Raw genomic sequence first — 25,631 nt, 5'->3', positions numbered from 1 at the left:
GGCTAGGGACTTGAGGATAAATAAGTGAATTTATCATTGCTATTAATAATTTTAATTAAATATATTTATCAACTAAGTAGTAGTAATTACTGAACTATTTATCAAGGTAATTATGATAGACGTTTTTCTTGAGTAAGACCTGATTATGCTTATTGTTTTTTATAAGTGAAAACCCATACTTACCGATAAGTTCTGATAGTAATCTTACTATCTAGAGGGTAAATCACCCTAGTAATAGGGAATTTCTGTACCAGTAGGGGTCAAAAGGTTAGTGACATGAAGCAGCAAAATCCCCCAGAAACACTAGCCCCATACAGTGCTCGCTCTCTATTAAGCCTATCCCGGGCAATAATGTTCTCCCAAGGAGAATTTGCACTGATTTTGGTGCGATGCAACTACGAGTTATTTAGGAAGCAAATATGGCAGTATGTTCGAGAAATTACAGAGCTCACCATAGGTGAGCTAATTCTTAACAAGTCTAGTCAAACTCTATTTAGTAATATTTTTACCACCCAACAGTATGGGACAACATCTGCCCTAATGGTATCGGGTCTAGAGTCAGTTGATGGCATCAACCAGGTACTACTTTCAGCTAACCAGGTGCGAGATGAATTGCCCAAATGCTTAACCTGTCCCTTAGTGGTATGGGTAACTGACAAGGGACTTCAAAAGTTGATCAGGCTTGCTCCATATTTTAAAAATTGGGCTACTACCTCGATTCGGTTTGAACTTACCATTGACCAATTACTCGCTTTATGTTACAAGACCACAGATGAAATTTTTGCCAATATTTTGGCTAGAGACTTGGGAGAGTTTTTGCCCAACAAGGTGCTTTCTTTAGCTTCCGATTGCCCCCGACGCCAAGAATTTGAGTGGGCATTACAGGATTTGCAATCTCATGACATCAGCGTAGATTCTGTCCTACTAGCTAGCAAGCACTTTATTCTAGGGCGAGATGCCTTTGAAAATGACCAGATTAATCTGGCCTTGGAGCATTATCAGCAGAGTCTAAATTTTTGGAAACAGGATATAGGAGAATGGGCAGGCTGGTTGTGCAGTGAGGCTCCCCATTCACATGAACAATATTATAAACCGGTTAAACAGGTAAACGGATGTACAACTATCCAAGGCAGAGCTTCGAAGAAGAGAAAAGAGGGCACAAGGGACACAGGTAACTGTTTCGACCAACGTCTCGGACAAACTAAGCACTCAATCCCCCCCTTCTCTCATCCCCCCCTCACCCCTTCAGGTTTAGAACGGCTTGGTTTAGTGTTCTATCACATCGGCTTGTGCTATTGCCGTCAAGCCCAGTTGCAAGGCTCCATCGGTTGCCATCAGTGGGAGCAAGCCCAGAAAAGCTTCTGTACTGCCATTGAGGTGTTTACTACAACAGGACGCTTGGACTTGGTGGCTCAGTTGACCATAAAACTGGGAGAAGTCCTACAACACCTGGAAAATTGGACAGAATTAGAAGCTTTAGCGCTAGCGTTTCTGGCACAGCCTCAAACTCAAGATCAACCAGTTCAGCTCTCTCGAGCCTATGGCTTTTTGGCAACAGTTGCCTATGAGCAATCCCATTGGAACCGTGCTATAGACTTAGCCCTCACAGCTGTGGGTACTCTGGAGACATCTCAGCCGACTCTCAACCCTCAAAAGCTTTGCCACCGAGGTTCCTATCTGCTGCTAGCGGCTAGATCTGTGCGTCAGCTGGGCAAGCCAAAATCTGCGATTAATTATCTTGAACAAGCCATAAACCTCAAAACTATCGAGCCCAATCCTCTACAGCAGCAGCCTCAGCTGTTCATGGAACTGTTGGAGGAATTGCGTACGCTCTACTTCGAGCAAAAAGCATACCAACGAGGCTTTGAACTTAAGCAACAAAAACGCTTGATAGAACAACAGTTTAGGTTTTCTACCTTTGCTGGTATGGCTCCGTTACAGAGTGTCGGGCCAAGTCGAGAAATTGATGCAACGATTACCAAGAAAGGTTTTTGTCCATCAGCCCTAGAAATTGCAGCCGCTGGACGTCAAACCGATGTCAATAGCCTGCTCGAACGCATTAGCCGCAATGACCACAAACTAACCGTGATTCACGGGACTTCTGGGGTTGGCAAGAGTTCCCTGATTAATGCTGGTTTACTTCCTGCACTTAGCTCCAGAATTATTGGTGCTAGACAAACTTTGACGGTGGTGCAAACGGTTTACAGGAATTGGCTCGGTGAGCTGGAAAAACGTCTAGACCTTGAATTAGCAAGTACAGTCCTCTTCAAGTTTAAAGATGCCAACCTTTCACCTTCAACCGTTCAACCAACCCCAAGGGAACGCCTAGGGCGAACAACCAACCCCAAGGGAACGCTTACGGCGAAAGCCATTCTCGATAAGTTGTATCGGTGTTCCCAGCATAACTTATTAACCGTCCTGATTTTTGACCAGTTTGAAGAATTTTTTTTCCTTGCCACCGACTTAGGGCAACGGCATCAGTTTTATGATTTTTTAGCCCAGGCCCTCAATCTCCCCTTTGTAAAAATAATCTTGTCTATGCGAGAAGATTATCTACATTACTTGTTGGAATTTGAGCGCTATAAGGATCTCAGTGTCATTAACAACAATATCCTGGATCAGAAGCTGCGTTATCACTTAGGGGATCTGTCCCCAGAGAATGCCAAAAACGTTATTCACTCCTTAACAGCAGTATCTCAGTTGAAGTTAGAACCTGCTCTAATCGAGGCACTGCTAAAGGATTTAGTCACCAATACGGGAGTGGTGCGCTTAATTGAGTTACAAGTCGTGGGTGCTCAGCTACAAGCGGAAAAAATTACTACCCTTCCAGGATACCGAGCTTTGGGAGATGACCCCAAGACAGTTCTAGTAGAGCGATCGCTTTCCCAAATTATCTATGATTGTGGGCCAGAGAATGAAGATGCCGTCTGGGAGGTTTTATTCTCCTTAACCGATCAACGAGGTACCCGTCCCTTAAAAACCCAAGCTGAGTTAGCAGTCTCCAATGGTAACAACGCCACACTAACTCAAATCCCCTTGATTTTGGAAATTTTGGTAGGTTCTGGTTTAGTCTTCCGAGTGCCAGAAACACCACAAAACCGATATCAGCTAATTCATGATTATCTAGTTCTACCGATTCGTCAAAAATATAAGCAACGTACCCAATCTAATATTAAAGTACGGCTAAAACAAAGTGAGAGTCAACTGTTGCGGGTTCGTAAACAACGATTGCGTGCCATTGCCATTAGCACAGTGATGGCAGTTTTAGCAGTGACCAATGGTGGGTTGAGATGGCGAGCCGAAGCTCAACGAATCAATGCTATGCTTAGTGCGCTGAGTGCCTCTTCAGAAGCTCTTTTCGTGTCCAATAAAACCTTTGATGCTTTGCTCGAAGGGTTAAGAGCCGCAAAAAAACTACAGCAGGAAGAGCAGCAATATCTACCATCTCGAACAGTAGAGGCAGATACCCGTCTACAAGTAATCACAGCTCTGTCCCAGGCAGTTTATTCAGTTTCCGAACACAATCGACTGGAAGGACATAGTGATATTGTTTCGAGCATCAGTTTTTCCCCAGATGGTCAGTTTATTGCCTCCACCAGCCGCGATAAAACGGTAAAACTGTGGCATCCTGATGGCAAGTTAATCCAAACAATTGAAGGTCATCAAGATAGTGTAACCAGCGTATCGTTTAGTGCAGATAGTCAGTTAATTGCCTCTAGTAGCTGGGATGGCACAGTCAGACTATGGCGTCAAACTGGGGAGCTAGTCAGAACAATTACCACTGATGCTGGTCATATATACAGTGTCAGTTTTAGTCAAGATGGCCAGATGATTGCTGCAGCTGGCAAAGATAAGAAAATTCGATTATGGACCGTTGATGGCCAATTAATTAAAACCTTTTCCGGTCACCGGGGTGTAGTGCGGTCGGTAAGCTTTAGTAGAGATGGCAAGATCATTGCTTCTGCTAGTGCGGATAACACCATTAAGCTGTGGAGTCAATCGGGAACATTGCTAAATACTCTTAGAGGACATAGCGCTCAGGTTAACTGTGTAGTATTTAGTCCAGATAGTCAGTTAATTGCCTCCGCTAGCGACGATCAAACGGTCAGGTTGTGGAGTACCAATGGCAAACTAATCAAAACCTTTCCCAAGCATCAGCGATGGGTCCTAGGTGTTGCTTTCAGTGCTGATGGTCAGCTGATTGCCTCTGCCAGTGATGATAATACCGTGCGGCTATGGAACCGTGAAGGCACTTTAATAAACACCTTTAAGGGACACAGCGATGGGGTTAGTGCTGTCAGTTTCAGTCCTACTGAGCCCTTTAGTTCTCAAGACAACCTAGCCCACAGCAATTCTCATATCCCTCTACAACCATCCAACCCTCAAACTGACCAACTGATTCTGGCTTCAGCCAGCCACGATAAAACTATCAAGCTCTGGAGTAGTATTAATCAGTCTCACGTGATTTTAAGAGGGCATCAAGATGATGTACAGGATGTAACCTTTTCTCCAGACTCTCAACAGATTGCCACAGCTAGTAATGACAGAACTGTTAAGCTTTGGGATCGCAACGGTAAGCTGCTCCAAACCTTGACAGGGCATCATGATCTGGTCTATAGCATTAGTTTGAGTGCTGATGGTGAGCTAATTGCCTCCGGTAGTCGAGATGGCACCGTGAAACTCTGGCATCGTAGCGGTACTTTGATTAAGACAATAAAAGCACATCAGGACTGGGTATTGAATGTTAGTTTTAGTCCTGACTCGAAGCGGCTCGCGTCTGCCAGTCGGGACAGGACAGTCAAAATTTGGGATCGCACTGGTAAATTGATTCATACCCTCAGTGGTCATAGTGAGCGGGTTAATGCAGTTAAGTTTAGCCAGGATAGTAAGCGATTGGCATCGGCCAGTGATGATAAAACTGTAAAGCTGTGGAGTGCTGATGGGAAACTCCTGAAAACACTACCAGGTCATCGCAATTGGGTTTTGGATGTCAGCTTCTCACCTGACAACAAGTTCTTGGCAACCGCTAGTTATGATAACACACTGAAACTCTGGCGCAAAGATGGCACTTTACAATCAACCCTCAAAGGCCATACTGATAGTGTGGCAAAAGTCCGTTTTAGCCCCAAGGGCAAAATTTTGGCAACCAGCAGCTGGGACAACCAGGTTCAGCTATGGCGCTTCGACGACACCCTGATCAAAACGTTGAAAGCTGGTGAGCATCGCGTCACAAATCTTAGCTGGAGCCATGATGGAACAGCCTTGGCAGTGGCTAGTGAAGATGGGACAGTGGCCATTTGGAATTTGAATTTAGACGATCTGCTAGATAAAAGCTGCCACTGGCTAAGAAATTATCTCCAAAACAACCCAGAGGTCAGAGAAAGCGATCGCCAACTTTGTCAGCTGATGACAAACAGCTATATAAAATCGAATAATTAGTAGGTTCGAAGCGGTAATGTTAGACTGGGAAATGGTGAATAGGTAATCATTGAACAACTAACGATGAAAACCAATGACCACAATAATTTTCCGGAGGGGAAGTTGGGTGGGAGGAAAATTAATAATATGGGACTGATACCCCCAGCTTCCTTATCCTTAGTCAGGATAGGTTATTTCTTGAAATCCTAGCTAGATGGGATTATGGTGGTGTGGTGTGGTGGTATGATGGCCTGATTAGCTAATGAGGTTAGTATGGATAAATAATATCCTCACGACCCTAATCAACAACACAGATGACCCCTAAAAGGCTATAGCCATAGGGGTATCTTAAAAGGGTTAGACTACCCAAAATTGAACAAGGGGGTGTCAGTCTCAGATTGATTTGCATAGGAGCTGTCTGGCATCCCCGTTCGTTAGATTTAACTTAGCTCCTTTGCATTAGTTTCCCGACCTTAAGCGAAAGGATTATGGTAATTACAAAACGTGGCCTGGTTCTTGGTGCGACAGCAGTAGTCCTAACAACTGTAGCAGTTACAGGAGCTGGTCTTCATCTATCTCAAAGTCAGGCTTTCTTTCGCGAGAGTCCTAAGGAGCTAGTTGATGAAGTTTGGCAAATTATTAACCGCAGGTATGTAGATGCTACCTTCAACCAGGTTGATTGGGAAGAAGTTCGCCAAGATTATCTGAATCGGTCTTACAGCAGCAAGGAACAAGCCTACAAGGCAATCCGGGAAATGCTAGAGCCCTTGGACGATCCTTACACCCGGTTTATGGATCCCGAAGAGTTCAAGAATATGCAGATTGATACATCTGGGGAATTAACTGGTGTAGGTATTCAGATTGCCCTGGATGAGGAAACAAAAAAGTTGATGGTGATTTCCCCCATTGAAGATACCCCAGCTTTTAAAGCGGGAATCCTGGCGAAGGATATCATTATCAAAATTGATGGCAAGAGTACCGAAGGTATGGATGTCAACGATGCAGTACAACTGATCCGAGGCAAGCCAGGGACTTCCGTGACTTTGACCATTCAGCGAGGCCAAAAGGTAGTAGACTATCCGATCACACGAGCTAGGATTGAAATCCACCCTGTAAAGTATAGCTATCGGGAAACTTCAGATGGTTATGGCATCGGCTACATTCGCCTTTCTCAATTTAGTGCTAACGCGGCCAAGGAGATGGGGGAAGCAATCCGAAAGTTAGAAGATCAGAACGTTAGTGGCTATGTTTTAGATCTCCGCTCTAACCCTGGGGGGCTACTTTATGCCAGCATTGAAATTGCTCGGATGTGGTTTGATTCTGGTACGATTGTGTCAACAGTTAATCGAATCGGCAAAGCCGAATACCAGAAAGCAATTAATCGCTCTCTGACTAATAAACCATTAGTGGTACTGGTGGATGGTGGTTCAGCCAGTGCTAGCGAAATTCTTTCGGGTGCTTTACAAGACAATCAACGTGCCATATTGGTAGGAACTAAGACTTTTGGTAAGGGCCTAGTCCAATCCGTCCGAGGGCTTGGAGATGGCTCAGGTCTGGCAGTAACTATTGCTAAGTACCTTACCCCTAGTGGTCGCGATATTAATAAGTCTGGAATTGAACCAGATATTGTGTTTGAGCTTTCGGATGAACAGCGTAAAGACTTGCAGAAAAATCGTGACAAAGTTGGCACCTTGGAAGATGCTCAGTATGCCAAAGCGTTTCAGATTTTGATGCAGGAAATTGCTGCCAAACAAGGCTCAAGGGCAGAAGGTAAAGCTCGTTAAGCCTTAAACCTTTCACTGATTGAGAGTGGGTCGAGTGTGGCAAGAGATGGGAGATTTTATGTTACCAATTCTCCCAACTACTTCTAATTGGTAATTGGTAATTGCTAATTAGTAATTGGTAATTAGTAATTGGTAATTTGCAAACACACTACGGTTATAAATTAAGATATTTTACTGATCCGAGATTCCTTGTTCCCCTTTCCCTTTCAAGGAAAGTATGATGTCGTAAGTTTATGTCTTAGTGTTATATTTGGTAAGTTATCGGGCTTTCCAAGTAGTGTATTATGATAAAAATTTTTGCTATTCCAGACTTAGTATACATTGAGTCAGCATTGTTTTGATGGAGCGGTCTTGTTGATAATTGAGACCGTTTTTTTTGTACCACAAGTCAGAATAATTACCAAATCATGAGGATCCTAGCCCGGTTCGTCGTCAGATCAATTTCCTTACTGAGCAAAAAGTAGAGACGTAGTATGCTAAATCTCTACTGGTCTGAAACTTTACTGAATCTTTATCAAAAGCAAACTGATTTGGTATTAATATATGTAATTAACGTGAGTTAGTAAAAATGCCTAATTCCGTAAATAAATAGGGGGTTAAGTAGATTCATGTCATTTAACCTCATAGTATTTTTTGATATCAAAAATCTACCACTTAATTAACCAGCATATGACTACCTCAAAGTCGATGAAAGAAAAATCAGTCCCTTTCATTCGAGCAGCAGTTGTTGTTTTAGGAACCTCAGTTGCTTTACAAGCCACTGCTTTAGAACCGGTGAGTGCAGCGACTTTTTCTGTAGGAAATAGCACTGGTGGTTTATTTGTAGCCGACTTTTTCCCACCAGGAGAAATCATAGATTTGCCATTTCCGGGTCAAAGTTTTACGCCCAATGTACCAGGTGATGCGGGGAGTGGCACAGCTCCCACATCCGGTTCGGTTTTGTTAAACTCATTTACCCTAGGCACTCAAAATTCGGGTATTGCCTATGTCTTTGACTCGCGATTCACAGGTATTCCTGCTGATTTATCCAGTCAAACGGTAGGAGTAAATGGTTTATTGGGGAGTAGTACCTCAGTCAGTAACGGTACATATAAATTTGCTGAAAATGGGCTCAAACTGGCTGACGTATCAGCAGAATACTTTGTTTATATAGATACCCGAGTAAACTTTGAGTTGGCCCAAGGAAACCCCTATACTGGTGGGACTGGGTTTGCTGCTGAAGACCCGATTAATCGTGATCCAACCTACATACTGGGGAGCGAAGCAGGGTTGGATGACCCGGATTTAGTGTTTTTTGCTAATTTGACCACTGTACCAGAACCTGTTTCAGGGCTGGGATTATTGGCCTTAGGTGCTTTAGGTACTGGTTTAACCCTTAAGAAAAAGCTAGTTTAGTTTGCCTCACAATCTAATTAGCTACAATAATTAGTCATACAAACCCCACTTGCTTCTGTTGTGGGGTTTGTTGTAAGCATTCAGCCCTCAGCTAATTGGCTACAGATGGTGCTACTTGAGGTGCTATCACCCATCTGAGCCTACTGATCAAAGAGGCTAGACTATCAATGAACCAACGATCAGCAGTAGTCCAGTTGAATAAAACTGCTGGAGACTGCGGAGCACTTGGCAATAGCGATCGCTATTTCCAAAAATCCGTGCCACCCAATCAGGGCCAGGGAGATGCAATAACTCTTTCCTCAGCTTTGCCTTGTAACTAAGCAGGCTTTCGGCTTCATCACCCAACCAGGATTCAATCGATTGGGATGTGGTAAGGGTAGCAGTCATAACCATAAGAGTTCATAGAAAAGTCACTCTACTTTTATTTTGACAATTTCTGATTGGGAAAGGGGCTTTAATAATAACTAATAATAACTGACTACTTACAGCTAGTTTTTGGATAATTTGTATTTCTATGGTAAGCCTCCATACAAATGACCCCTAAAAACTGATAAAAAATTTACGAATACTTCACCCTAAAGCTGGTATTATCTATACTCAGTTGTGTAACTAAATAGGGATAATATAAGTAAAGTTGTCGAAGAAGTACAACTGTTAACAAAAAAGCTAACCAAGAGAGGCGTGAGTGATGGCAACTACGACCATTTCCCAACGTGACCTTTCAGCTCTCAGTGCAGAGGACGTTGCCAAATTGGCTGCACGTCTAGAGCTGGATGATTACTCTGGCGCATTTGAAGGACTCAAAGATTGGCATCTACTGCGGGCACTGGCGTTTCAGCGTCCAGAGTTAGCACAACCTTATCTCTATTTACTGGACATGGAAGCTTACGACGAGGCGTGAATAAGGGTAGAAAAGTTTTAATTGGTGTATGTGGGGGCATCGCTGCCTATAAAGTTTGTGAGGTTGTTTCTACCCTATTTAAGGCGATCGCTGAAGTAAGGGTGATTTTAACCCAGGGAGCTGAAAAATTTATCACTCCTTTGACTCTAAGTACCCTCTCTCGCCATGCAGCTTATACAGACAACGTATTCTGGCAAGCAAAGCACGAACGCCCGGTGCATATTGAATTAGGGGAATGGGCAGAAGTATTGGTGATTGCTCCTCTGACCGCTAATACCTTAGGTAAGTTGGCTTATGGCTTAGCAGATAACTTACTAACCAATACGGTTCTAGCGTCTAGTTGCCCTATTTTGTTGGCACCAGCGATGAATACAGATATGTGGAAGCAGCAGTCAGTGCAACGAAATTGGCAACAGCTGTTAAGTGACCCCAGGTATCATAGTGTTGGTCCAACAGCAGGACGGTTAGCATGCGATCGCATTGGTGCAGGACGGATGGCAGAACCAGAGGAGATAATCGCCTCTATCCAATCCCTGCTGTACACTGGTGGCAAACGAGACTTAACCGGTAAACAAGTCTTAATCAGTACTGGTGGCACTCGGGAATATATAGATCCAGTACGCTTTATCGGGAATCCCGCCACAGGCAAGATGGGACTAGCCCTAGCCCAAGCTGCCAGAAATCGGGGAGCAGTTGTCACCCTAGTTCATGGACCGGCTACTTGGGAAGCACCGATGGGTATCCGGACAGTTCCAGTAGTTAGTGCTACTGAGATGCATCGGGCAATGCTAGCAGATTTTCCCAATGCTGATTTGATTGTGATGGCAGCAGCGGTAGCAGATGTAACCCCCGGAATCTACCAGGATATGAAGATACCGAAGCATGGACTTCCTGCTGCTCTACCCCTAAAACCGGTGCCAGATATCCTAGCTGAATTGGGACGACTGAAACAGCCCCATCAGTACTTAGTTGGATTTGCAGCACAGACTGGAGATATTATCAAACCTGCGTTACAAAAATTAAACAAAAAGCGATTGGATGCAATTGTAGCTAACCCAGTTGACAAACCAAACGCTGGTTTTGGCAGTGATACCAACCAGGCAATTTTGATTGATAAAACAGGACGGCATCAACAGATTAATCGCTGCACTAAATTAGAGTTAGCTCACCGTTTATTTTATTTTATCCAAAACAGTCCCGAGGACAATAGTAATGTAAAGTATCAAATAATTACTAGATAACTAGTATTACTATAAGTAGTCGGACACAAGTTTTGGGCTCTTTGTAAAGTTTTGTAAGCACAGCCAAAACGCTTCAGGGTAAGCGCAAGAAAAAATTGCCCATAATGTGCATTGGCTGGATATCGGTTGAGCGTGGCTCGAAACCCCTATAATCTGGTAGAACTTTATTCTCAATAGAGTTGGCTTGTTGATAATAATGCCCTTTTTTTCTCAATAAGCTACAGCTTATTGATTCTTGCGCTTACCCTGCCAAAACGCTTGTGGCACAATAATAAATAATAATTAGCCTTGTTGTTACATTTATTAATACAGAACTGTTAGTGATCTACTTTAAACTAGTAGATATAATAATTCCAATCAAAAATAGACTTTTTGTATTATGTCTACACGTTTATCTACTACTCTTATAATTCCACTTATTGCCTCGGGACTATTAACGGCATTCCTTCCTAGAGCAGCTAGGGCAGAAAGACCTACCTGGGGTACTGGTTCTGGTTGGTCAGCTGTTAGCACAACTAGCCGGACAGCTTGTGAATTAAAAGCACTCGAAAAATTCAAAAAGTACGAAGCTGCAGGAAAGTTACAAAACGGAACTGTAAGACGTTTGCGAATGTCTGGTGTAGAAGGTCGAATGCAGGGTAAAGATGCAATGTTCGTTTTACTTTGTGCCCCTGATGGAGATGCTGTCTATGTATTCGACGTTTGTCCTGTGAGTGTTTGTAGAGAAAGTTCAGTAATTAATTTGCGTAATGAATTGGGTCAAACGATGGTTTGGTAATAACGCCCAAGAACATTTGTGTTGGCTTACGCTATCGCGATGCTGTTGGCGAAATATAACTTCACACGCTGAAACCCTTGTGATTTAGCGATCACTCATCAAACCATTATGTAGTTTTGTTAAGCGAATAACAGCATAATAATGCTTTCAGAAAGCGCGGTTTTATACACACTATGTTCGGTAGAGTCCCTTTTTTTTGAGTTATGACCCGATTTTGAAAACATCGGGCATAACTCAAAAAATTGGACGGAATTGACCGGTGATATCGTCTTATAGATAAGGATACTAAAGACAGAACATAAAATTTTTTCCAAAGTCCAATCAACTGTAAATCAATAGCAATCCTAAATCAATTGAGAGAATGTTTGTTCCCTGTTCCCTACTCCCTGCTCCGAAGTCCCTGTTCCCTTTGCTAAACTAATTAGCTCAATGTTTCCACTAACTTAGCTACTCGTTCTTTAATTTCATCTCGGACACGGCGAAACGTCTCTAGTAGTTGCCCATCAGGATCATCAAGCTGCCAATCTTCAAACACATCTCGTAATACCCAGGCTTCTGGTAAATTAACACCACAGCCGCACAAGGAAATTACAGCATCATAGTCTTCAGCCTTGAAATCCTTTAAAGGATTAGACGTCTGGTCTCTAATATCTATATTAATTTCATCCATTACTTGAATTGCTGTAGGATGAACTCGGCTTGCTTCTAGTCCAGAACTAGTAACAGAAATCTTTCCTTCTCCTAAGGTTCTAGCAAACCCCTCCGCCATTTGAGAGCGGCAGGAATTTCTTTTACAAACAAACATGATTTGTTTCATAGTAATTTGTTAGTTTTTAGTTGTTAGTTTTTAGTTGTTAATTTTTAGCTAGCTATGGTTTTATTGAATATCCCTAAATCCATGGGAAAGTTGCCGATAGGCAATCACGGCTAATTGCGCTCCTACAATTGGGGCAACCCAATAAATCCATTGATGTTGCCAAATCCCAGCTACTAGGGCTGGCCCCAATGAACGGGCTGGATTCATGCTGGCACCGGTAATTGGTCCGAAGCAAGCGGCTTCTAATGCTACGGTTAAGCCAATAGCCAAACCAGCAAAGCCAATGGGAGCACGGCGGTCGAGACCAGAGCCTAAGATCACAAACATTAAGATAAACGTGAGTACTACTTCCAGGACTAAGGATTGAAACCAGTTCCCTTGTAGAGGCAGAGTTGCGCCAAGATCAGCAACATACCCCAGTGTCAACAACAGTAATGTTGAAGCAGCGATCGCACCAATACATTGAGCCAGGATATAAGGTAACACTTTGCGAGCGGGAAAAAAGCCACTAGCCCAGAAAGCAAGAGTCACAGCTGGGTTAATATGGGCATCGCTAATATGTCCTGTGGCATAGATTAAAGCAGCGACCACTGCTCCAAAAACAAAACTGACGCCCAGATGAGTTAAGGCTCCACTAGTGATGTGATTAACCATGACAGCACCAGTGCCAAAAAAGACTAAGATAAATGTAGCCATGCCTTCAGTTACTGCCTCTCGCCAGCAATGGGATATTAAGGGCCCGAGAGTTTGTTTGGGTATCAGTTTGCGGATTCTCATTTAATGGTGATCTAATTTATCCACAGCAGGAGGATGTCACAGTATTGGATTCCTGCTGAGAATTGTCGGTAATCTTGAGATTCATCTCGGGTGAAGTATCTTCGACGTTCACCACAAATACTTCCCAGCGGTTACCATCTGGGTCACTTATCCAAACTTTATCCTGGATGGCATAGCAACAGTGAGTGTTCTTTTCCTCTAACACCTCTAGTCCTGCAGCTTGAAAACGCTTGATCTGAGCTTGTACGTCTTCTGTCGTTTCAACCTGTATACCTAGATGAGATAATGTCCCACCAGAGTGCATGTTGGGGTTGAGTTCTAGGGTGAGATTGAGGGGCGGATTTGCCAAATCAAATTTGGCGTAGTCAGCTTTGTATTTAACTGGAGATACACCAAACATTGCCTGGTAAAAGGTGACAGATTTGTGAAGGTCAGTGACATTCAGGGAGACATGAGTTTTGAGAGTAGCCATGAAGAACCCTCCTGTTTTACTAATTAGTTAATCCTAATATATCAAAAAAAATTGATTTATTGCTTAAACAATAGTTAAGCCATCGGCTGAATTGGCTAATGGTATTGGGCTAATGGTATTAGGTACATCAAAAGCAGTCTAGACCCTAAGCTAGTCTGAGCAACAACTACGGGTAGGTACCATCACAGCTGTGCGACGAAATTCTGCCAAATATTGCTCTAAAACCACAAACTGGGGCAAATTCAGGCTGTAGTACATCCACCTTCCCTGTTGGCGGGGGCGAATCAAACCAGCTTGTTTAAGGGTTTTGAGGTGAAATGATAGTTTTGATTGCTGGACATTTAAGCGATCGCATAAATCACAAACACACAACTCTTGCGATCTCAGTAGCTCAATCACTGCCAGGCGCAGGGGATCGGAAAGAGCATGGAAGCCAGCGAGGATAGTAGTGGAGTCTGGAGCAGAAGTGGCTTGCATCAATTTTTATTGAATTATTCTGTGGGTTGGACATCGATAAATTTAAGTAATCGCACTTTTGGTTCAGATAGATTACTATACTTCTTAGCTGTGTCTTCTATTTGCTTCAGTTGTCCTAGTGCTTTGCTACAAGAGAAACCAAATTGAGCTTTGACGCGATCACTACCATCGTTAAGCGCAGTTCGAGATAGTGCCACAAATTCCGACAGAGAATAGTCTTGCTCAGCATTAAAATATTTCTTGACTACTAGAGAAGGAGAATAGCAAAGTTCCTGATAACCATCAGGCCATTCAATCTGGAAGTGAGTTTCAGGCATCTTCTTATCTGATCGGATTTTATATTTTAGACTTGGAATTTTTTATTTAATTAATTATAACGATAAACTTGAACAAAGACTTGCCGTCCAGTCAAGGGCTAACCTCTGCTTCCTTTTGCTTTTAAAAATACCCTTTCCCGCATTTACAGCGACCAATTTCAAAAATACTAAACTGAAGTTTCTGGCAATATTTCTCAGTCAACCAGATCCGGTATAATTGGAATCTGTGGCACACATATAACGTTTAGGCGACCCATGTAGCGGTCGCGGTTATCGGTAATTTGTGGTATTGAAAACACTAGCAATTGTTAAAAGTCTTTAACAAACTCTGAAACAATCTCATCCCATCGATATTGCCTAACATCGGATCAGCTGCTCGTTCTGGATGGGGCATCATACCCAAAATTTTGCCAGTGGTATCACAAATTCCGGCAATGTTATTTAGGGAACCATTGGGATTACCTATTGTCTCTATCTCTCCTGAAACAGTAGCGTAACGAAACAATACTTGACCATTGTCTTCGAGAGCTTTGAGAGTTTCAGCATCAGCGTAGTAGCGCCCTTCACCATGGGCAATAGGTAGACTTATAATTTCTCCTGGGTGATAAGCTGTAGTCCAATATAAATCATTGCGCTCTACTTTAACTGGAACGCGATCGCAAATAAAATGTAAGTCCCGATTTCTGACTAATGCCCCTGGTAACATCCCCATTTCGGTCAGCATCTGGAAGCCATTACAAATGCCCAAGACAAATTTACCCTGTTTAGCATGGTCTACCACCATTGGCATCACTGGAGAAAACTGAGCAATTGCGCCACAGCGCAGGTAATCCCCATAGCTAAAGCCCCCAGGGAGTACCACCACATCTAAGTCAGAAATATCGGTTTCTTGATGCCAAACCATCCTGGTTGGACATTGGAGTAAGCTAGTTGTAACATAGGCCATATCGCGATCGCAGTTTGACCCAGGAAAGACCACCACCCCAAATTTCATGCTTCCACTCCTAGTTGTGCTGACATCTCAACCAATTCAAAGCGATAATTTTCAATAACTGGGTTGGCTAAGAGCTGGTCGCAGATCTGATTCAATTGCTCTCGCGCCGTATCTTCATTAGCAGCACTCAGCCTCAGTTCGATATATTTACCAATACGCACCTGTTCTACACTCTCGTAGCCTAGCTGCTTCAGTCCTGACTCAACAGCTACACCGGCTGGATCCAATACGGAATTTCTAAGTGTAACATAAATAGAAGCCTGATATTTTTTAATCACAACTCTCCCCTTTCACTGTATAATGATAATGGATATAATATCAAGGATGAACGATCAAGGATTAAAAAAGTCTATCAATTAGGTTACTGATAGGTTACTGAGCAACTAGTATTTTTTTGAGCTAGTATTTTTTGAGCTAGTATTTTTTTTAGCTGCCACAGCGTGTAACTAGGGCTAGCCTAATCCTGGGATTTGGGCACAGCCGCGATCATTATTGCTCATGATCCGTTGATCATTAATCCTTCTTTACAGTTTGAACCAACAAGCACCATTAACATCAAAAAATTTCTAGGATATTAAAAAAAGATTAATGAAAGGCCAACGCACCCGCTCCCAAGAGCGAATTCTGAAACTGCTCACAACCTTGAATCGGGCTATGTCGGCCCAAGATCTTTATGTCGAGCTGCGCAAACGTAAGCAATCTATGGGTTTGGCTACAGTTTACCGCGCTTTGGATGCTTTAAAACTGGAAGGAATGGTGCAAGTCCGGACTCTTGGTAGTGGAGAATCCCTCTACAGTGGTGTACAAGAGGATCAACATCACCTCACTTGTCTCAATTGTGGCATGTCTATTCCCATTGAGGAATGTCCCATACCTCAATTACAGAAGAAGTTGCAAAATTCTTATCAATTCACTATTTTTTACCATACCTTGGAATTTTTTGGATTATGTGAACAGTGTTCTGTAACCAATGCTACAGAATATCAAGATTCAGAATGAGATAATACCGTAATCACCTAAAACAGCCCTGCTAACAGAAGCTTGGTGATGCTGGCGACGCCCTTACCTAACCAAAGACACCATATCAGTACAATGTACAATGTTCCATTGTACACAGATTAACTGTCGTCTACATCATTAACATAAAAAGCTTAAAAAGCTTAAAAAGGGGTGATAAGTACTGTAGAGGGATAGTCTCAATTGGCTTTTGCCAGACTTTCAGCCTCGAAGGTGCTAATTGATTTTAACAGGTGCTTGTGTTATGGCTAATATCAGGGAAGTTGTACAAAAAGCACTCAAAACTCGCTATTTGAGTGTGACAGAAGAAGATAAGCTACGGCAGCTTCTAACCAGAAAATATCCACTGGAAGACTTAAATGCCTTCATGAAGCTACAGCTAGCTGTGATGAATGGTTATGTTAAGCAAGAATCTCGTGAGATGTTCTGTTCCAAGGAACTTTCTCAAGGGATTTAGCTAAGACCGCGATTCATCCCACACCTCAATGCGCATTGAGGTGTGGGATGAATCGCGGACAGGAACTGTGTTGCATAGGTTGAAGAATGCTATAATGAAAATAGTAGGGAAGACAAATTAAGAGCTAACCGCCACCTACGTACCTCAAAATTGAACTTTTTTGTGTTGTTCCGGTGGGTCGGGGCATCCCGGAGACGAAACCTTAGAATAGGGTTTGAAGTTACCGTAAGATCAGGTCGCCTTTTTGGGTTGTAGGTTATGCAGAAAAGGTTTAAAACTATTGTTATAAAGGCGACCTGATCTAAGGTTTCGTCTCTTGCCTTAATCATAAAGTTTTAACTCTTTACCCATAGCCGACTAACCATAAAGGCTGCCCTATTCTTGCGGTAACTTCTGACCGTATCGTTAATAAAGCTTGCCGAACGCGCCCCGCGTGGCCTACGGCCTTGTATCCTAACCAATGGGCGGAGTTGGCAAGAAGCCCACACTGACCTATCGGTTCAGTGTGGGAGTATGTCACGTATTCTGTGGTTATACCACCGCCAACGGGTTAAAACTTCGTTGGCTAAAACCGCTGTCAATAGACTCCTATATCCCTTGGCTGTCTTAACAGCTATCGATTTGCTTCATTGGCAGATTTTTTAGGTTTAGGCAAAAGCCCCACCTAAACGGTGCTCCCCGTTTAGGTATGGGTAATTGACACTGAAATTTACCTTTGATTCATGTCAATACCTAGGGAATTGGGGTTAACTTTGTCTCCATCACCGACAATCGAACGCATCCCTTCAATGGTTGCCGGAATGCTGCGAGGATCCATAAACATCACTTTACTACTCTCGCTAGTACCAACTTGCATACCCATATCGATATAATTCTGAGCCAGTAAAAACTGGAGGGCATCACGAGCATTCGGGTCATTATCAAGAGTCTTAGCCACAATTTTGAGAGCCTCAGCAGTGGCTTGTGCCTTGAGAACCTGCTGCTGTCGTTCTGCCTGAGCTTTCAGAACTATTGCCTGTTGTTGGGCTTCAGCGTCCATAATCGCAGCTTTTTTACGGGCTCCAGCATCTAACTCTAGTGCCTCGGCCTTACCTCTGGCAGTGTTAACCGCAGATTCTCGTTCCCCTTCAGAGGTCAAAATTGCCGCCCGTTTACGCCGTTCTGCGGACATCTGTAACTCCATTGAGTCCTGCACTGCCTGAGATGGCACAATGTCCCGCAGTTCCACCCGGGTGACTTTAACTCCCCAAGGATCAGTGGAAATGTCTAATTCCCGCAGTAGGGTTTCATTGATTTGAGAGCGAGCAGTAAAGGTTTGATCCAGTTCCAGTTTCCCCATTTCAGCTCGAATCTGGGTCAGCACCAAATTCTGCATGGCGGAGCGCAGGTCTTCAACCTTATAGTAGGCTTTCTCCATATCCATGATCCGCCAGTACACCACAGCGTCAACGGTAATGGAAACATTATCGGAGGTGATACAAGGCTGAGGTGGCACATCAAGGACTTTTTCCCGAATGGTTTGCTGGAAAACCACCCGCTCAATCACGGGAATGACAAAGTTGAGCCCAGGTTCGAGTTTTTTGCCACTATATTTTCCCAATCGTTCCACTAAGGCTTGGTTTCCTTGATTAATAATCTTGACGGAACCGAAAAGACCTGAACCGCCCAAAGCTAAAAACACAAGCAAAAACCACTGTGACACGCTCTTTCCTCCATTTCTGGTAGTGTTTTACAAATTTGTTGTTAGAGGGGGAGCGGATGGGTGGGGGAGGGCAGAAAACTGATTTAGTCTGATTCTCAAGTGCTTGAAGCTGACTCTATTCCCATCTGCCCAACCTGACTTTTTAACCTATCTTTTGTCAAAAAACAGTGGACTGGGTTAGAAGGGAGACTCCCAACAACTAGTCACTAGGGGGAGTAATAAATCTACCGTTGACTCTATTACCCCATCACCCTATTAACCCATCACTATCCCCTGAACCTGGCAGAGCACCCTTGGTCGATCAACTTCAGTCATGCAATAGGTGATGAGGCACAACAATCAGGGTAGTGCCTTCCCTACGCACTACGTAGACTTTTTGGTTGGGTGCGATCGCATCTGCATAGTCTTCACAACGGGCACGCCATGAGTTGCCTTCATAGAGTACCCGCCCAGTTTGCCCTGGCAGAATTTCTGTCAAGGTTTGAGCTTCCATCGCATCCAAATTTTTGCCCACTCTAGCAGGGGGCATCAGGCGACGGGATAAAAAGACTGAGGCAGTGGAAAGCAGCAACCATAACCCCACTTGTAGGGTATAAGATATGGGCAAAATCGAGATCACAAATGCTACGACCAAAGCACTGATGCCCATCATGAAAGCAACAAATGCTGTTGGCACAAACAGCTCGACTAAGCACAGCATTGACCCGGCAATTAGCCAAAGCATCGAGGAACTTACCATCGGCTCATAATATACAGGGTATGGGGTAAGTAGTTGCGGGTAACTCTAATTTATTTTGTCTGACGTCAGACAAAGATATAGGTTGCTGAGTTATGTTAATTTTCTTGAATCTACTAGACAACTTTGAGAGAAAATGTTTAAAAGCTCAAACAACCCCTCTTGTGACATACTCCTAAACTGAACTCGCCGAGTCAGTGTAGGCTTCTTGCCAACTCCACCCAACGGGAACGGATACAAGGCCGTAGGCCACGCGGGGCGCGTTCGGCAAGCAATATTTACGACACGAGATGCCCCTCCGCGCCGGAACAATACAAAAAAGTTCTATTTTTAGGTAGTAGGTGGCGGTTAGCTCTTAATTTGATTACCCTACTATGTTCATTATAGATGATCACAAAGTATCAAAGTTCTTGTCTGCCATTCATCCCACGCCGACATGCAAGTGGGGACGTGGGGCATAAGCGCGGACCAATGCTAATTTATCTCAGCCGTCTAGAATTTGACCGTATAGCCGTAAATTAACTTCATAGGTATTAGCCGTGGATCGTTATCTTTGGGCAGTTGGTTCTGCTGCCGTAGAGCTACCAGTTGGAGAACAAGTGGCAGACCGCTACCAGGTAGTTGCCCCGCAAATTTGGCAGGATATGCAGCCAGAACTGCCACCGGATTTTCCCGAACAAATCAACGGCCATATCCTTCCTTACCTACGCTTGTATCCCCACTGCCTCCATGTGCCAGAGGTTTATGGGATATGCCAGTTGCCACAGCAACGGAATTTTCTGTCTACACCTGGTCAAGATGTAGTCATTTTGCTAGAAAATGCCCCCATTGATGCCAATGGCAACTTATATCCCTCAATGGAGTCGATGTGGACTTCTGCTACCGCAGTGCGTCAAGTCTATTGGCTTTGGCAAATTTGGGAATTATGGATACCCTTATCAGAATTGGGTGTGGCTTCTAGCCTGTTAGTGCCAACTAATTTGCGAGTTGAAGGGTGGCGGCTGCGACTGCGGGAATTATATCGCGATACAATGGCTGATACGAGTCTATCACCAGTTGTACCGTCTAATGGTCTAGAGGATAGGGGATTTGATACATTGGTTTCCCGAGACTCCCCTGCCGAACCGACTTCTGTGAGTGAACCCTCTGTGGATGCTAGTCTTAAACAGCTAGGAGAGTGCTGGGAAGCTTGGTGTCGCACAGCTTCAGTTTCTGTGGCGGATCCGCTACAAGCTATTGCCCAACACCTGCAAACTGAACACCCCTCCTTAAGTGCGATCGCATCCCAACTTAATCACCTATTACTTGAGCAAGCTGCTCAGCACCCGTTGCGGTTACAGATTGCTGGTATCACCGCAACTGGTTCAAGTCACAGCCACAATGAAGACAGTTGCTATCCCACTAAGGCTGACTTGATTAAGCACCCAGAGCAACCCCAAGACCCCTTGATTCCCCACCTGTCGATTATTTGTGATGGCATTGGTGGTCACGAAGGGGGGGAAATTGCTAGTCAGTTAGCACTACAGTCGATTAAATTACAGGTTCGGGCATTACTGGCTGAGTTGAACGAAGATCCGGAGCTGATGACACCAGAACTGGTAACTGAGAATCTATCAGCAATTATCCGGGTTGCTAATAACATGATTTCTTCTCGCAACGATCAACAAGAACGAGAATCCCGGCGTCGCATGGCTACTACCTTAACCCTAGCGCTACAACTACCCCAAATGGTGAATACACCAGAAGGGAAAACCAATGGTCACGAAATCTATATCGCTAGTGTAGGAGATAGTCGTGCTTACTGGCTTACTCCCGACTATTGCCAGCAGCTAACTGTGGATGATGATGTGGCTACTCGGGAGGTCAAGCTTGGTCGTAGTCTTTATCGACAAGCGTTGCAGCGATCTGATGCACAAGCACTCACTCAAGCCTTAGGGACAAAGGAGGCTGAATTACTTCGTCCCACTGTGCGACGCTTTATTTTGGAAGAAGATGGCTTGCTGCTGCTGTGTTCCGATGGCTTGAGCAACAACAACTTGATTGAAAAATTTGGTCGAGATTTACCCGAAAAAGTCAATAGCCACCGACTTTCCGTGGAATCGGCGGCTGAGTCTTTAATTGACCTGGCCTTTAAACATAATGGTCAAGATGACATTTCGGTGGTGCTAACATACTGTGCTGTCTCTCCCCAATATCCGACAGTGCTAAATTTGGGAGACATCTCTAGCTCTAAAGAACTACAGGTGGTTAATCTGGGGCAGCAAACCGCTCTGACTCCATCACTACCAGCGGAAATAACCACAACCAATGATAATAAACCCGAAACCACCCGCTCATACCGGGATTGGATAAGAGCCTTGTTTGGGCTGCTGGGGGTAGTCGGTATACTAGTTGGTGCTGGGGCTATTTTACTGACTACCCAATGGATACTAGCTCCTGAGGGCTTCCAGAAAATGCGCGATCGCTTTTTACCATCACCCGATCCAAATCTACCACAGTCTTCACCTACCGAGCAGGAGCTCCCAGACAACTAAGGGTGAAACTAAGGGTGAAAAAACCTTACATTATAATTTTCACCGATAATCACCGGCATCAGACCAGGGAAGCAATTCCAATAAACCTAAATTTTGTTGATGCTCACAACTGTGCTAAATGTAAACAACCCACTCTGTGAGACAATAAGAAGGTTGCCTGAGCCCACCCTAGCTTAGGTAAGGGATGTCCGTATAATAGTTAGAGTTACTTATATGAAAGTTGGCGATCGCGTCCGAGTCAAAGAATCAGTTGTGGTATATACCCATCCCGAACACAGAAATAAACCTTTTGATATTAAAGGTCTCGAAGGGGAAGTTACCGGAATAATTTCTGAGTGGCAAGGTAGGCCCGTCAGCGCCAATTTACCAATACAAGTCAAATTTGACAAAAAATTTAAAAAAGTTCACTTCCGTGAAGATGAACTAGAAATTATCCCCTAGGCGGCTATATTATTAGCTAATACTATAGAAACCAATCATAATCACCATCACAGGGATTTTTAAACAGGTCTGCACGGATAGGATTAAGTTAGATTCTTACTGTATCTATTGATATCTATTACTATCCGTGTTTACTTTAATTAGTTAAACCATCTTTTAAGATAATAAGCTAGACTTGTAGTCTAATCTACCTCTGAGTTGCGGCGACTGAACCAACGAAAAATGTTGATGTCACCGCGCATTTTTTCTAATTCCTCTTGATGGCTTTGTGCTGTAAAATAATACCACTGGCAATAGTCTTCAAATTCTTGTCGATGCTCTACTTCCTGGCTAAAGTCATAAGCTAGCTGGTAAGTGGCAAACATATCGGCTGCTGGTGGTGGTGCTGGGACAATCCGTTGGAATTCTTCTGGCATAGTAACTAGGCAAATAATCAAGGATAATATTTCAGCAATAATGTCATACCCAACCACGAATGCGATAAGCGACTATACCAATGTATTCCTTGATAGCACGGGTAATCCTAGACAATTGCTCAGCATTTGGCAGAGAATGTAGCAAAGCAGCTTGACTACTGCTGCTAGGTTCATCCAGTTCATGTTGGGACACTAGAAAATCTGTTGGTGCTGGGATCACATCAATACCCTGACGCCGGAACACTAGGACAGAACGAGGCATATGGATGGCTGAAGTTACCAATAATACCTTGGGAAAATCCCGCTGATCCAAAATTTTCCGCACATTGACCGCATTTTGGTGAGTGTTTAAAGACCTAGACTCTTGAATGATAGCGGCTCTTGGAACACCCAGGTCTTCTAGAATCTGTGCCATGTCTTCTGATTCAGGAGCCAACCGTTGTGAGGATTGACCAGACTCGGAAGAAAGTCGTTGGCTAGAGTTATTACTACTGGAACCCCAAACAATCCGACCACCAGCAGGAATCACCCAGGGAGCTTTCCCTTCACGGTATAGCTGAGCACCATAGAGAACGCGATCGCCTGCTTCATCCACTTCTGGAGTAGGTCGTGGTGGAAAAGGTGGTTTAGTCGCTCCCCCCAAGATCACAATCGCATCAGCCTCAGGTAATTCTGAATTAGGAATATATTGCCACTCCAGAGAGCGTATTAAGCTGTTAGTCACCCAAGTATTACTTGAGACCAACAACACAATTAATGCTAAAGCCACCGGTATCGGAACCCAGCGAGGGTTGCGCCACGACATTACTAAAGCTACTACCAGTAGCACACAAGCCAGGCCCAAGGGATACAGAAAGAGTGGCAATAGCTTTGAGAGAAATAGAAACATGTTAGATTTTAGTTCTAAGTCGGAAAGTACTCAATCCAAAGCAAGTTCTTCTAGATTAGCCCTAGCTTAAATCTCTTGGTATTTTCTTTTGACCAATAAGCAATAATTAATTACTCTTGCTTAACGTCTAAAAAATCTACTAATAGGATTGAGTGACCCTTCTGAGCGGCTCTTTTCTCTAGCTTGTCGTTCTTGTACAGCTAAACGGATGCCCGTTAAGTCAGAACTACCTTCCTCGGTATACTCTGCTTGCTGGGGTTGTGAGTCCCTGGGTTTGTCTGGGTGGTGCCACCAGTCAACTATCAAACCACCGGCGAAAGCGCCAATGCCACCAAATAGTAAGCTGAATTCGATTGGGTATCCCAGAAAGGCAAGGGCTAAGATAAAAAACACCAAAATTTGAAGCCCGCTTAAAAAACCGTCTTTCTTACCGTTCATGTGATTAAATATAAGGTATGTAGCTGTTTTGTTTCTAGGTTAGAGGTTAGAGGTTATAGGTTATAGGGACTAGCTCGCGACCATCCCTTTGCCGCTTATCCTGTTATTTAACCTTCCCCCTGTGCCATATCAACGCATTATATTTTACCAAAGCCAATTAAACTAAAACGATTAGTCACAAGTGCCGCTAGAGCAGCTATTGGGTTTCAGCTTTTCGAGAAAGTAACCATAGTCTTTCTCAACTTGATCAGCATAAGTCAAAGCCACTTCCCTTACCAATTGCCGAAACTCCTTGTGGCGACCGTCAGTCAACTCATCCACCTGTTTGTCTATGGAATAAGGCACTAAGGCAGCATCAAAATCTTTGTCAGCTCGGGCGTGAGCTGTTGCTAACACTTGACCCCATTGTTCAGCTAGCTTAACAAAACGTTTCTCTTTGGTTAGCTCAGTGATATCAAAGGTTTCCTTAAATGGCGATCGCTCTCGCACTGAGTAATACCCATCCCCAAGTTTCATCCAGCCCAGGTGATTATCGGTGTGCTTGGTTAAGGCTCGATAGGCTAAAGCATGACGTTGACCCTCATTGTTAAAATTTTTATCATACTTTTCCCGTTCCTGCTGACTCAGGTAATCATAGGCAGTAGGGGAAGATTGGAATTTAATGTCCAAGATCCGGTCATCATCCTGGGAAGAGGTCTCACCCTCAATCAGGAGATAATAGCGTGGTATTCCTAAGGAACCAGTGCCAGCCAGTAAACGTTGCGCAATATCTTTGACTCGGAAGTAGTTTTTATCATATTTAAACTTTTTTGTCAAGGTTTTCTGATAATCTGCGATCGCATTCTCAATATCCTGTCGCTCGGAAGCAGTAGGTTTGCCTAACTTAACCTTGGATAGATTGAAGCGACGCTGATTTGGGTCCAGTTCTGTCCATTTTTTCAACATTTTTTGGCGGCTTTCGCTGGCTTCGACTCCTTCTAGGAAGTCATCCAACTTCCCATAAGTATTGTCTTTAGTGAAGTAAGTCTCCAGTTCACGATCATTACCGCGATAGGAGGCCATAGTATCAAGATAGGACTCACTAAAGGCATCAATCCCGTTGTTCTGTTCCTCAGCAGACAAACCATTCTGACGACCGACCAATGCTAAACTAGCTGCCATGCGCCAGACATCATATTGGTAATCGGCAATAATTCCATCATCAAAGTCATCGAGTGAGTAAACGATTTCCCCTCGATTATTATCATATGCCCCAAAGTTCTCGGCATGCATATCCCCCGATAACCAAATCTTGGTTTTGGCATTTCCAAAATCCTTGAGGCGATTATCCCCAGCGAAATCTTTCCAAAATAGTTGGTTAGTGCCACGGTAGAAGACAAATTTAGAACAAGCCATTTTGCAATATTTAGTTTCTCGATCTTGCTTGGAAATGCCAGTGTTTGCCTCCTCAATCGTTTTCACGACTACCGTTGCACGATCCTTGGTTTTCATTGGGGGGTCTTGTCGGTCGGGGGAGGAACAGGATAGGTTAGTCAGTAAAAGTAGGATTGCGATCGCACTCACATAAACTGGTTGTTTACAAGTCTTCATCATTATTACCTTACTCTATGAAACATCAAGCAATAGATCT

The 25,631-nt window shown here is 43.8% G+C and carries 23 protein-coding genes and 1 pseudogene; 10 read left to right on the top strand and 14 right to left on the bottom strand.

Translation table 11 applies throughout. From position 1 onward, the window contains the following. The first annotated feature begins 276 nt into the window (after positions 1 to 276). From F6K63_RS01065 to F6K63_RS01055, 3 genes are all read left to right on the top strand, one after another. Positions 277 to 5,439: a WD40 domain-containing protein gene (locus tag F6K63_RS01065; RefSeq protein ID WP_287310423.1), complete on the top strand. Its 5,163-nt coding sequence runs from the start codon at positions 277 to 279 to the stop codon at positions 5,437 to 5,439. 467 nt (positions 5,440 to 5,906) lie between these two features. Further along, positions 5,907 to 7,202, top strand: coding sequence for a carboxyl-terminal processing protease CtpC (gene ctpC / locus F6K63_RS01060; RefSeq protein WP_008186509.1), 1,296 nt, complete (start codon positions 5,907 to 5,909; stop codon positions 7,200 to 7,202). A gap of 687 nt (positions 7,203 to 7,889) precedes the next feature. Beyond that, a complete protein-coding gene (locus F6K63_RS01055; RefSeq protein ID WP_008186510.1) occupies positions 7,890 to 8,597 on the top strand; it encodes a hypothetical protein in 708 nt (235 codons plus the stop codon). A 159-nt stretch (positions 8,598 to 8,756) separates the two neighbouring features. Here the strand turns inward: F6K63_RS01055 and F6K63_RS01050 are convergent. Beyond that, positions 8,757 to 8,984, bottom strand: a pseudogene (locus tag F6K63_RS01050) (class I fructose-bisphosphate aldolase); the annotation flags it as partial. Between the two features lie 301 nt (positions 8,985 to 9,285). On the opposite strand from F6K63_RS01050, the gene isiD reads away from it, so the two are divergent. The 3 genes from isiD to F6K63_RS01035 all read left to right on the top strand — a co-directional run bounded on the left by isiD (position 9,286) and on the right by F6K63_RS01035 (position 11,517). Then, a complete protein-coding gene (gene isiD / locus F6K63_RS01045) occupies positions 9,286 to 9,498 on the top strand; it encodes a protein IsiD (protein ID WP_070393300.1) in 213 nt (70 codons plus the stop codon). Then, the gene (gene coaBC, locus F6K63_RS01040; protein WP_287310411.1) at positions 9,495 to 10,739 is read left to right on the top strand and encodes a bifunctional phosphopantothenoylcysteine decarboxylase/phosphopantothenate--cysteine ligase CoaBC; all 1,245 of its coding nucleotides are present in this window, start codon (positions 9,495 to 9,497) and stop codon (positions 10,737 to 10,739) included. Before isiD ends, coaBC begins: the two co-directional genes overlap by 4 nt. A gap of 379 nt (positions 10,740 to 11,118) precedes the next feature. Beyond that, entirely contained in the window at positions 11,119 to 11,517 is a 399-nt protein-coding gene (locus F6K63_RS01035; RefSeq protein WP_008186515.1) for a hypothetical protein, read from the top strand. A gap of 421 nt (positions 11,518 to 11,938) precedes the next feature. Here F6K63_RS01035 and arsC read toward each other — a convergent pair whose 3' ends face one another. The 7 genes from arsC to purS form a co-directional block, all read right to left on the bottom strand. Beyond that, the gene (arsC, locus tag F6K63_RS01030; protein WP_008186517.1) at positions 11,939 to 12,334 is read right to left on the bottom strand and encodes an arsenate reductase, glutathione/glutaredoxin type; all 396 of its coding nucleotides are present in this window, start codon (positions 12,332 to 12,334) and stop codon (positions 11,939 to 11,941) included. Positions 12,335 to 12,394: 60 nt separating this feature from the next. Beyond that, a complete protein-coding gene (locus tag F6K63_RS01025; protein ID WP_287294239.1) occupies positions 12,395 to 13,111 on the bottom strand; it encodes an MIP/aquaporin family protein in 717 nt (238 codons plus the stop codon). Between the two features lie 16 nt (positions 13,112 to 13,127). After that, complete coding sequence (locus F6K63_RS01020; protein ID WP_287294241.1) at positions 13,128 to 13,583, bottom strand: ArsI/CadI family heavy metal resistance metalloenzyme; 456 nt, start codon at positions 13,581 to 13,583, stop codon at positions 13,128 to 13,130. A gap of 150 nt (positions 13,584 to 13,733) precedes the next feature. Further along, a complete protein-coding gene (locus F6K63_RS01015) occupies positions 13,734 to 14,060 on the bottom strand; it encodes an ArsR/SmtB family transcription factor (RefSeq protein ID WP_008186524.1) in 327 nt (108 codons plus the stop codon). 14 nt (positions 14,061 to 14,074) lie between these two features. Further along, entirely contained in the window at positions 14,075 to 14,377 is a 303-nt protein-coding gene (locus F6K63_RS01010) for an MSMEG_0570 family nitrogen starvation response protein (RefSeq protein ID WP_008186527.1), read from the bottom strand. A gap of 298 nt (positions 14,378 to 14,675) precedes the next feature. Next, complete coding sequence (gene purQ, locus F6K63_RS01005; RefSeq protein ID WP_008186529.1) at positions 14,676 to 15,371, bottom strand: phosphoribosylformylglycinamidine synthase subunit PurQ; 696 nt, start codon at positions 15,369 to 15,371, stop codon at positions 14,676 to 14,678. Continuing rightward, positions 15,368 to 15,649 carry a phosphoribosylformylglycinamidine synthase subunit PurS gene (purS, locus tag F6K63_RS01000; RefSeq protein WP_008186532.1) on the bottom strand — a complete coding sequence of 94 codons (282 nt, stop codon included), beginning with the start codon at positions 15,647 to 15,649 and terminating at the stop codon, positions 15,368 to 15,370. Before purS ends, purQ begins: the two co-directional genes overlap by 4 nt. A 310-nt stretch (positions 15,650 to 15,959) precedes the next feature. Here purS and F6K63_RS00995 point away from each other — a divergent pair, with 310 nt between their 5' ends. Then, positions 15,960 to 16,370, top strand: coding sequence for a Fur family transcriptional regulator (locus F6K63_RS00995; protein ID WP_008186534.1), 411 nt, complete (start codon positions 15,960 to 15,962; stop codon positions 16,368 to 16,370). Between the two features lie 262 nt (positions 16,371 to 16,632). Further along, positions 16,633 to 16,845: a hypothetical protein gene (locus tag F6K63_RS00990; RefSeq protein ID WP_008186537.1), complete on the top strand. Its 213-nt coding sequence runs from the start codon at positions 16,633 to 16,635 to the stop codon at positions 16,843 to 16,845. A 709-nt stretch (positions 16,846 to 17,554) separates the two neighbouring features. Here the strand turns inward: F6K63_RS00990 and F6K63_RS00985 are convergent. Together F6K63_RS00985 and F6K63_RS00980 are read right to left on the bottom strand one after the other, a co-directional pair. After that, on the bottom strand, positions 17,555 to 18,547 hold the full coding sequence (locus F6K63_RS00985) for an SPFH domain-containing protein (protein ID WP_008189472.1): 993 nt from the start codon (positions 18,545 to 18,547) through the stop codon (positions 17,555 to 17,557). Positions 18,548 to 18,854: 307 nt separating this feature from the next. Beyond that, positions 18,855 to 19,286, bottom strand: coding sequence for an NfeD family protein (locus F6K63_RS00980; RefSeq protein ID WP_044495164.1), 432 nt, complete (start codon positions 19,284 to 19,286; stop codon positions 18,855 to 18,857). A 536-nt stretch (positions 19,287 to 19,822) separates the two neighbouring features. On the opposite strand from F6K63_RS00980, the gene F6K63_RS00975 reads away from it, so the two are divergent. Next, entirely contained in the window at positions 19,823 to 21,817 is a 1,995-nt protein-coding gene (locus F6K63_RS00975) for a PP2C family protein-serine/threonine phosphatase (RefSeq protein WP_008189467.1), read from the top strand. Between the two features lie 213 nt (positions 21,818 to 22,030). After that, positions 22,031 to 22,258: a ferredoxin-thioredoxin reductase variable chain gene (locus F6K63_RS00970; protein ID WP_008189465.1), complete on the top strand. Its 228-nt coding sequence runs from the start codon at positions 22,031 to 22,033 to the stop codon at positions 22,256 to 22,258. A gap of 182 nt (positions 22,259 to 22,440) precedes the next feature. Here the strand turns inward: F6K63_RS00970 and F6K63_RS00965 are convergent, their stop codons facing one another. From F6K63_RS00965 to F6K63_RS00950, 4 genes are all read right to left on the bottom strand, one after another. Beyond that, entirely contained in the window at positions 22,441 to 22,674 is a 234-nt protein-coding gene (locus tag F6K63_RS00965) for a hypothetical protein (RefSeq protein WP_044495218.1), read from the bottom strand. 43 nt (positions 22,675 to 22,717) lie between these two features. Continuing rightward, entirely contained in the window at positions 22,718 to 23,563 is an 846-nt protein-coding gene (locus F6K63_RS00960) for a YdcF family protein (protein WP_008189461.1), read from the bottom strand. Between the two features lie 120 nt (positions 23,564 to 23,683). Continuing rightward, the gene (locus F6K63_RS00955; protein WP_008189459.1) at positions 23,684 to 24,001 is read right to left on the bottom strand and encodes a hypothetical protein; all 318 of its coding nucleotides are present in this window, start codon (positions 23,999 to 24,001) and stop codon (positions 23,684 to 23,686) included. Between the two features lie 171 nt (positions 24,002 to 24,172). Further along, entirely contained in the window at positions 24,173 to 25,594 is a 1,422-nt protein-coding gene (locus tag F6K63_RS00950; protein ID WP_131827205.1) for a DUF2252 domain-containing protein, read from the bottom strand. Positions 25,595 to 25,631 lie beyond the last annotated feature (37 nt).

The organism is Moorena sp. SIO1G6 (assembly GCF_010672795.1).
In the GTDB taxonomy this organism is placed as follows: Bacteria; Cyanobacteriota; Cyanobacteriia; order Cyanobacteriales; family Coleofasciculaceae; genus Moorena; species Moorena producens.
This window is presented reverse-complemented; position numbering and strand designations above follow the sequence as displayed.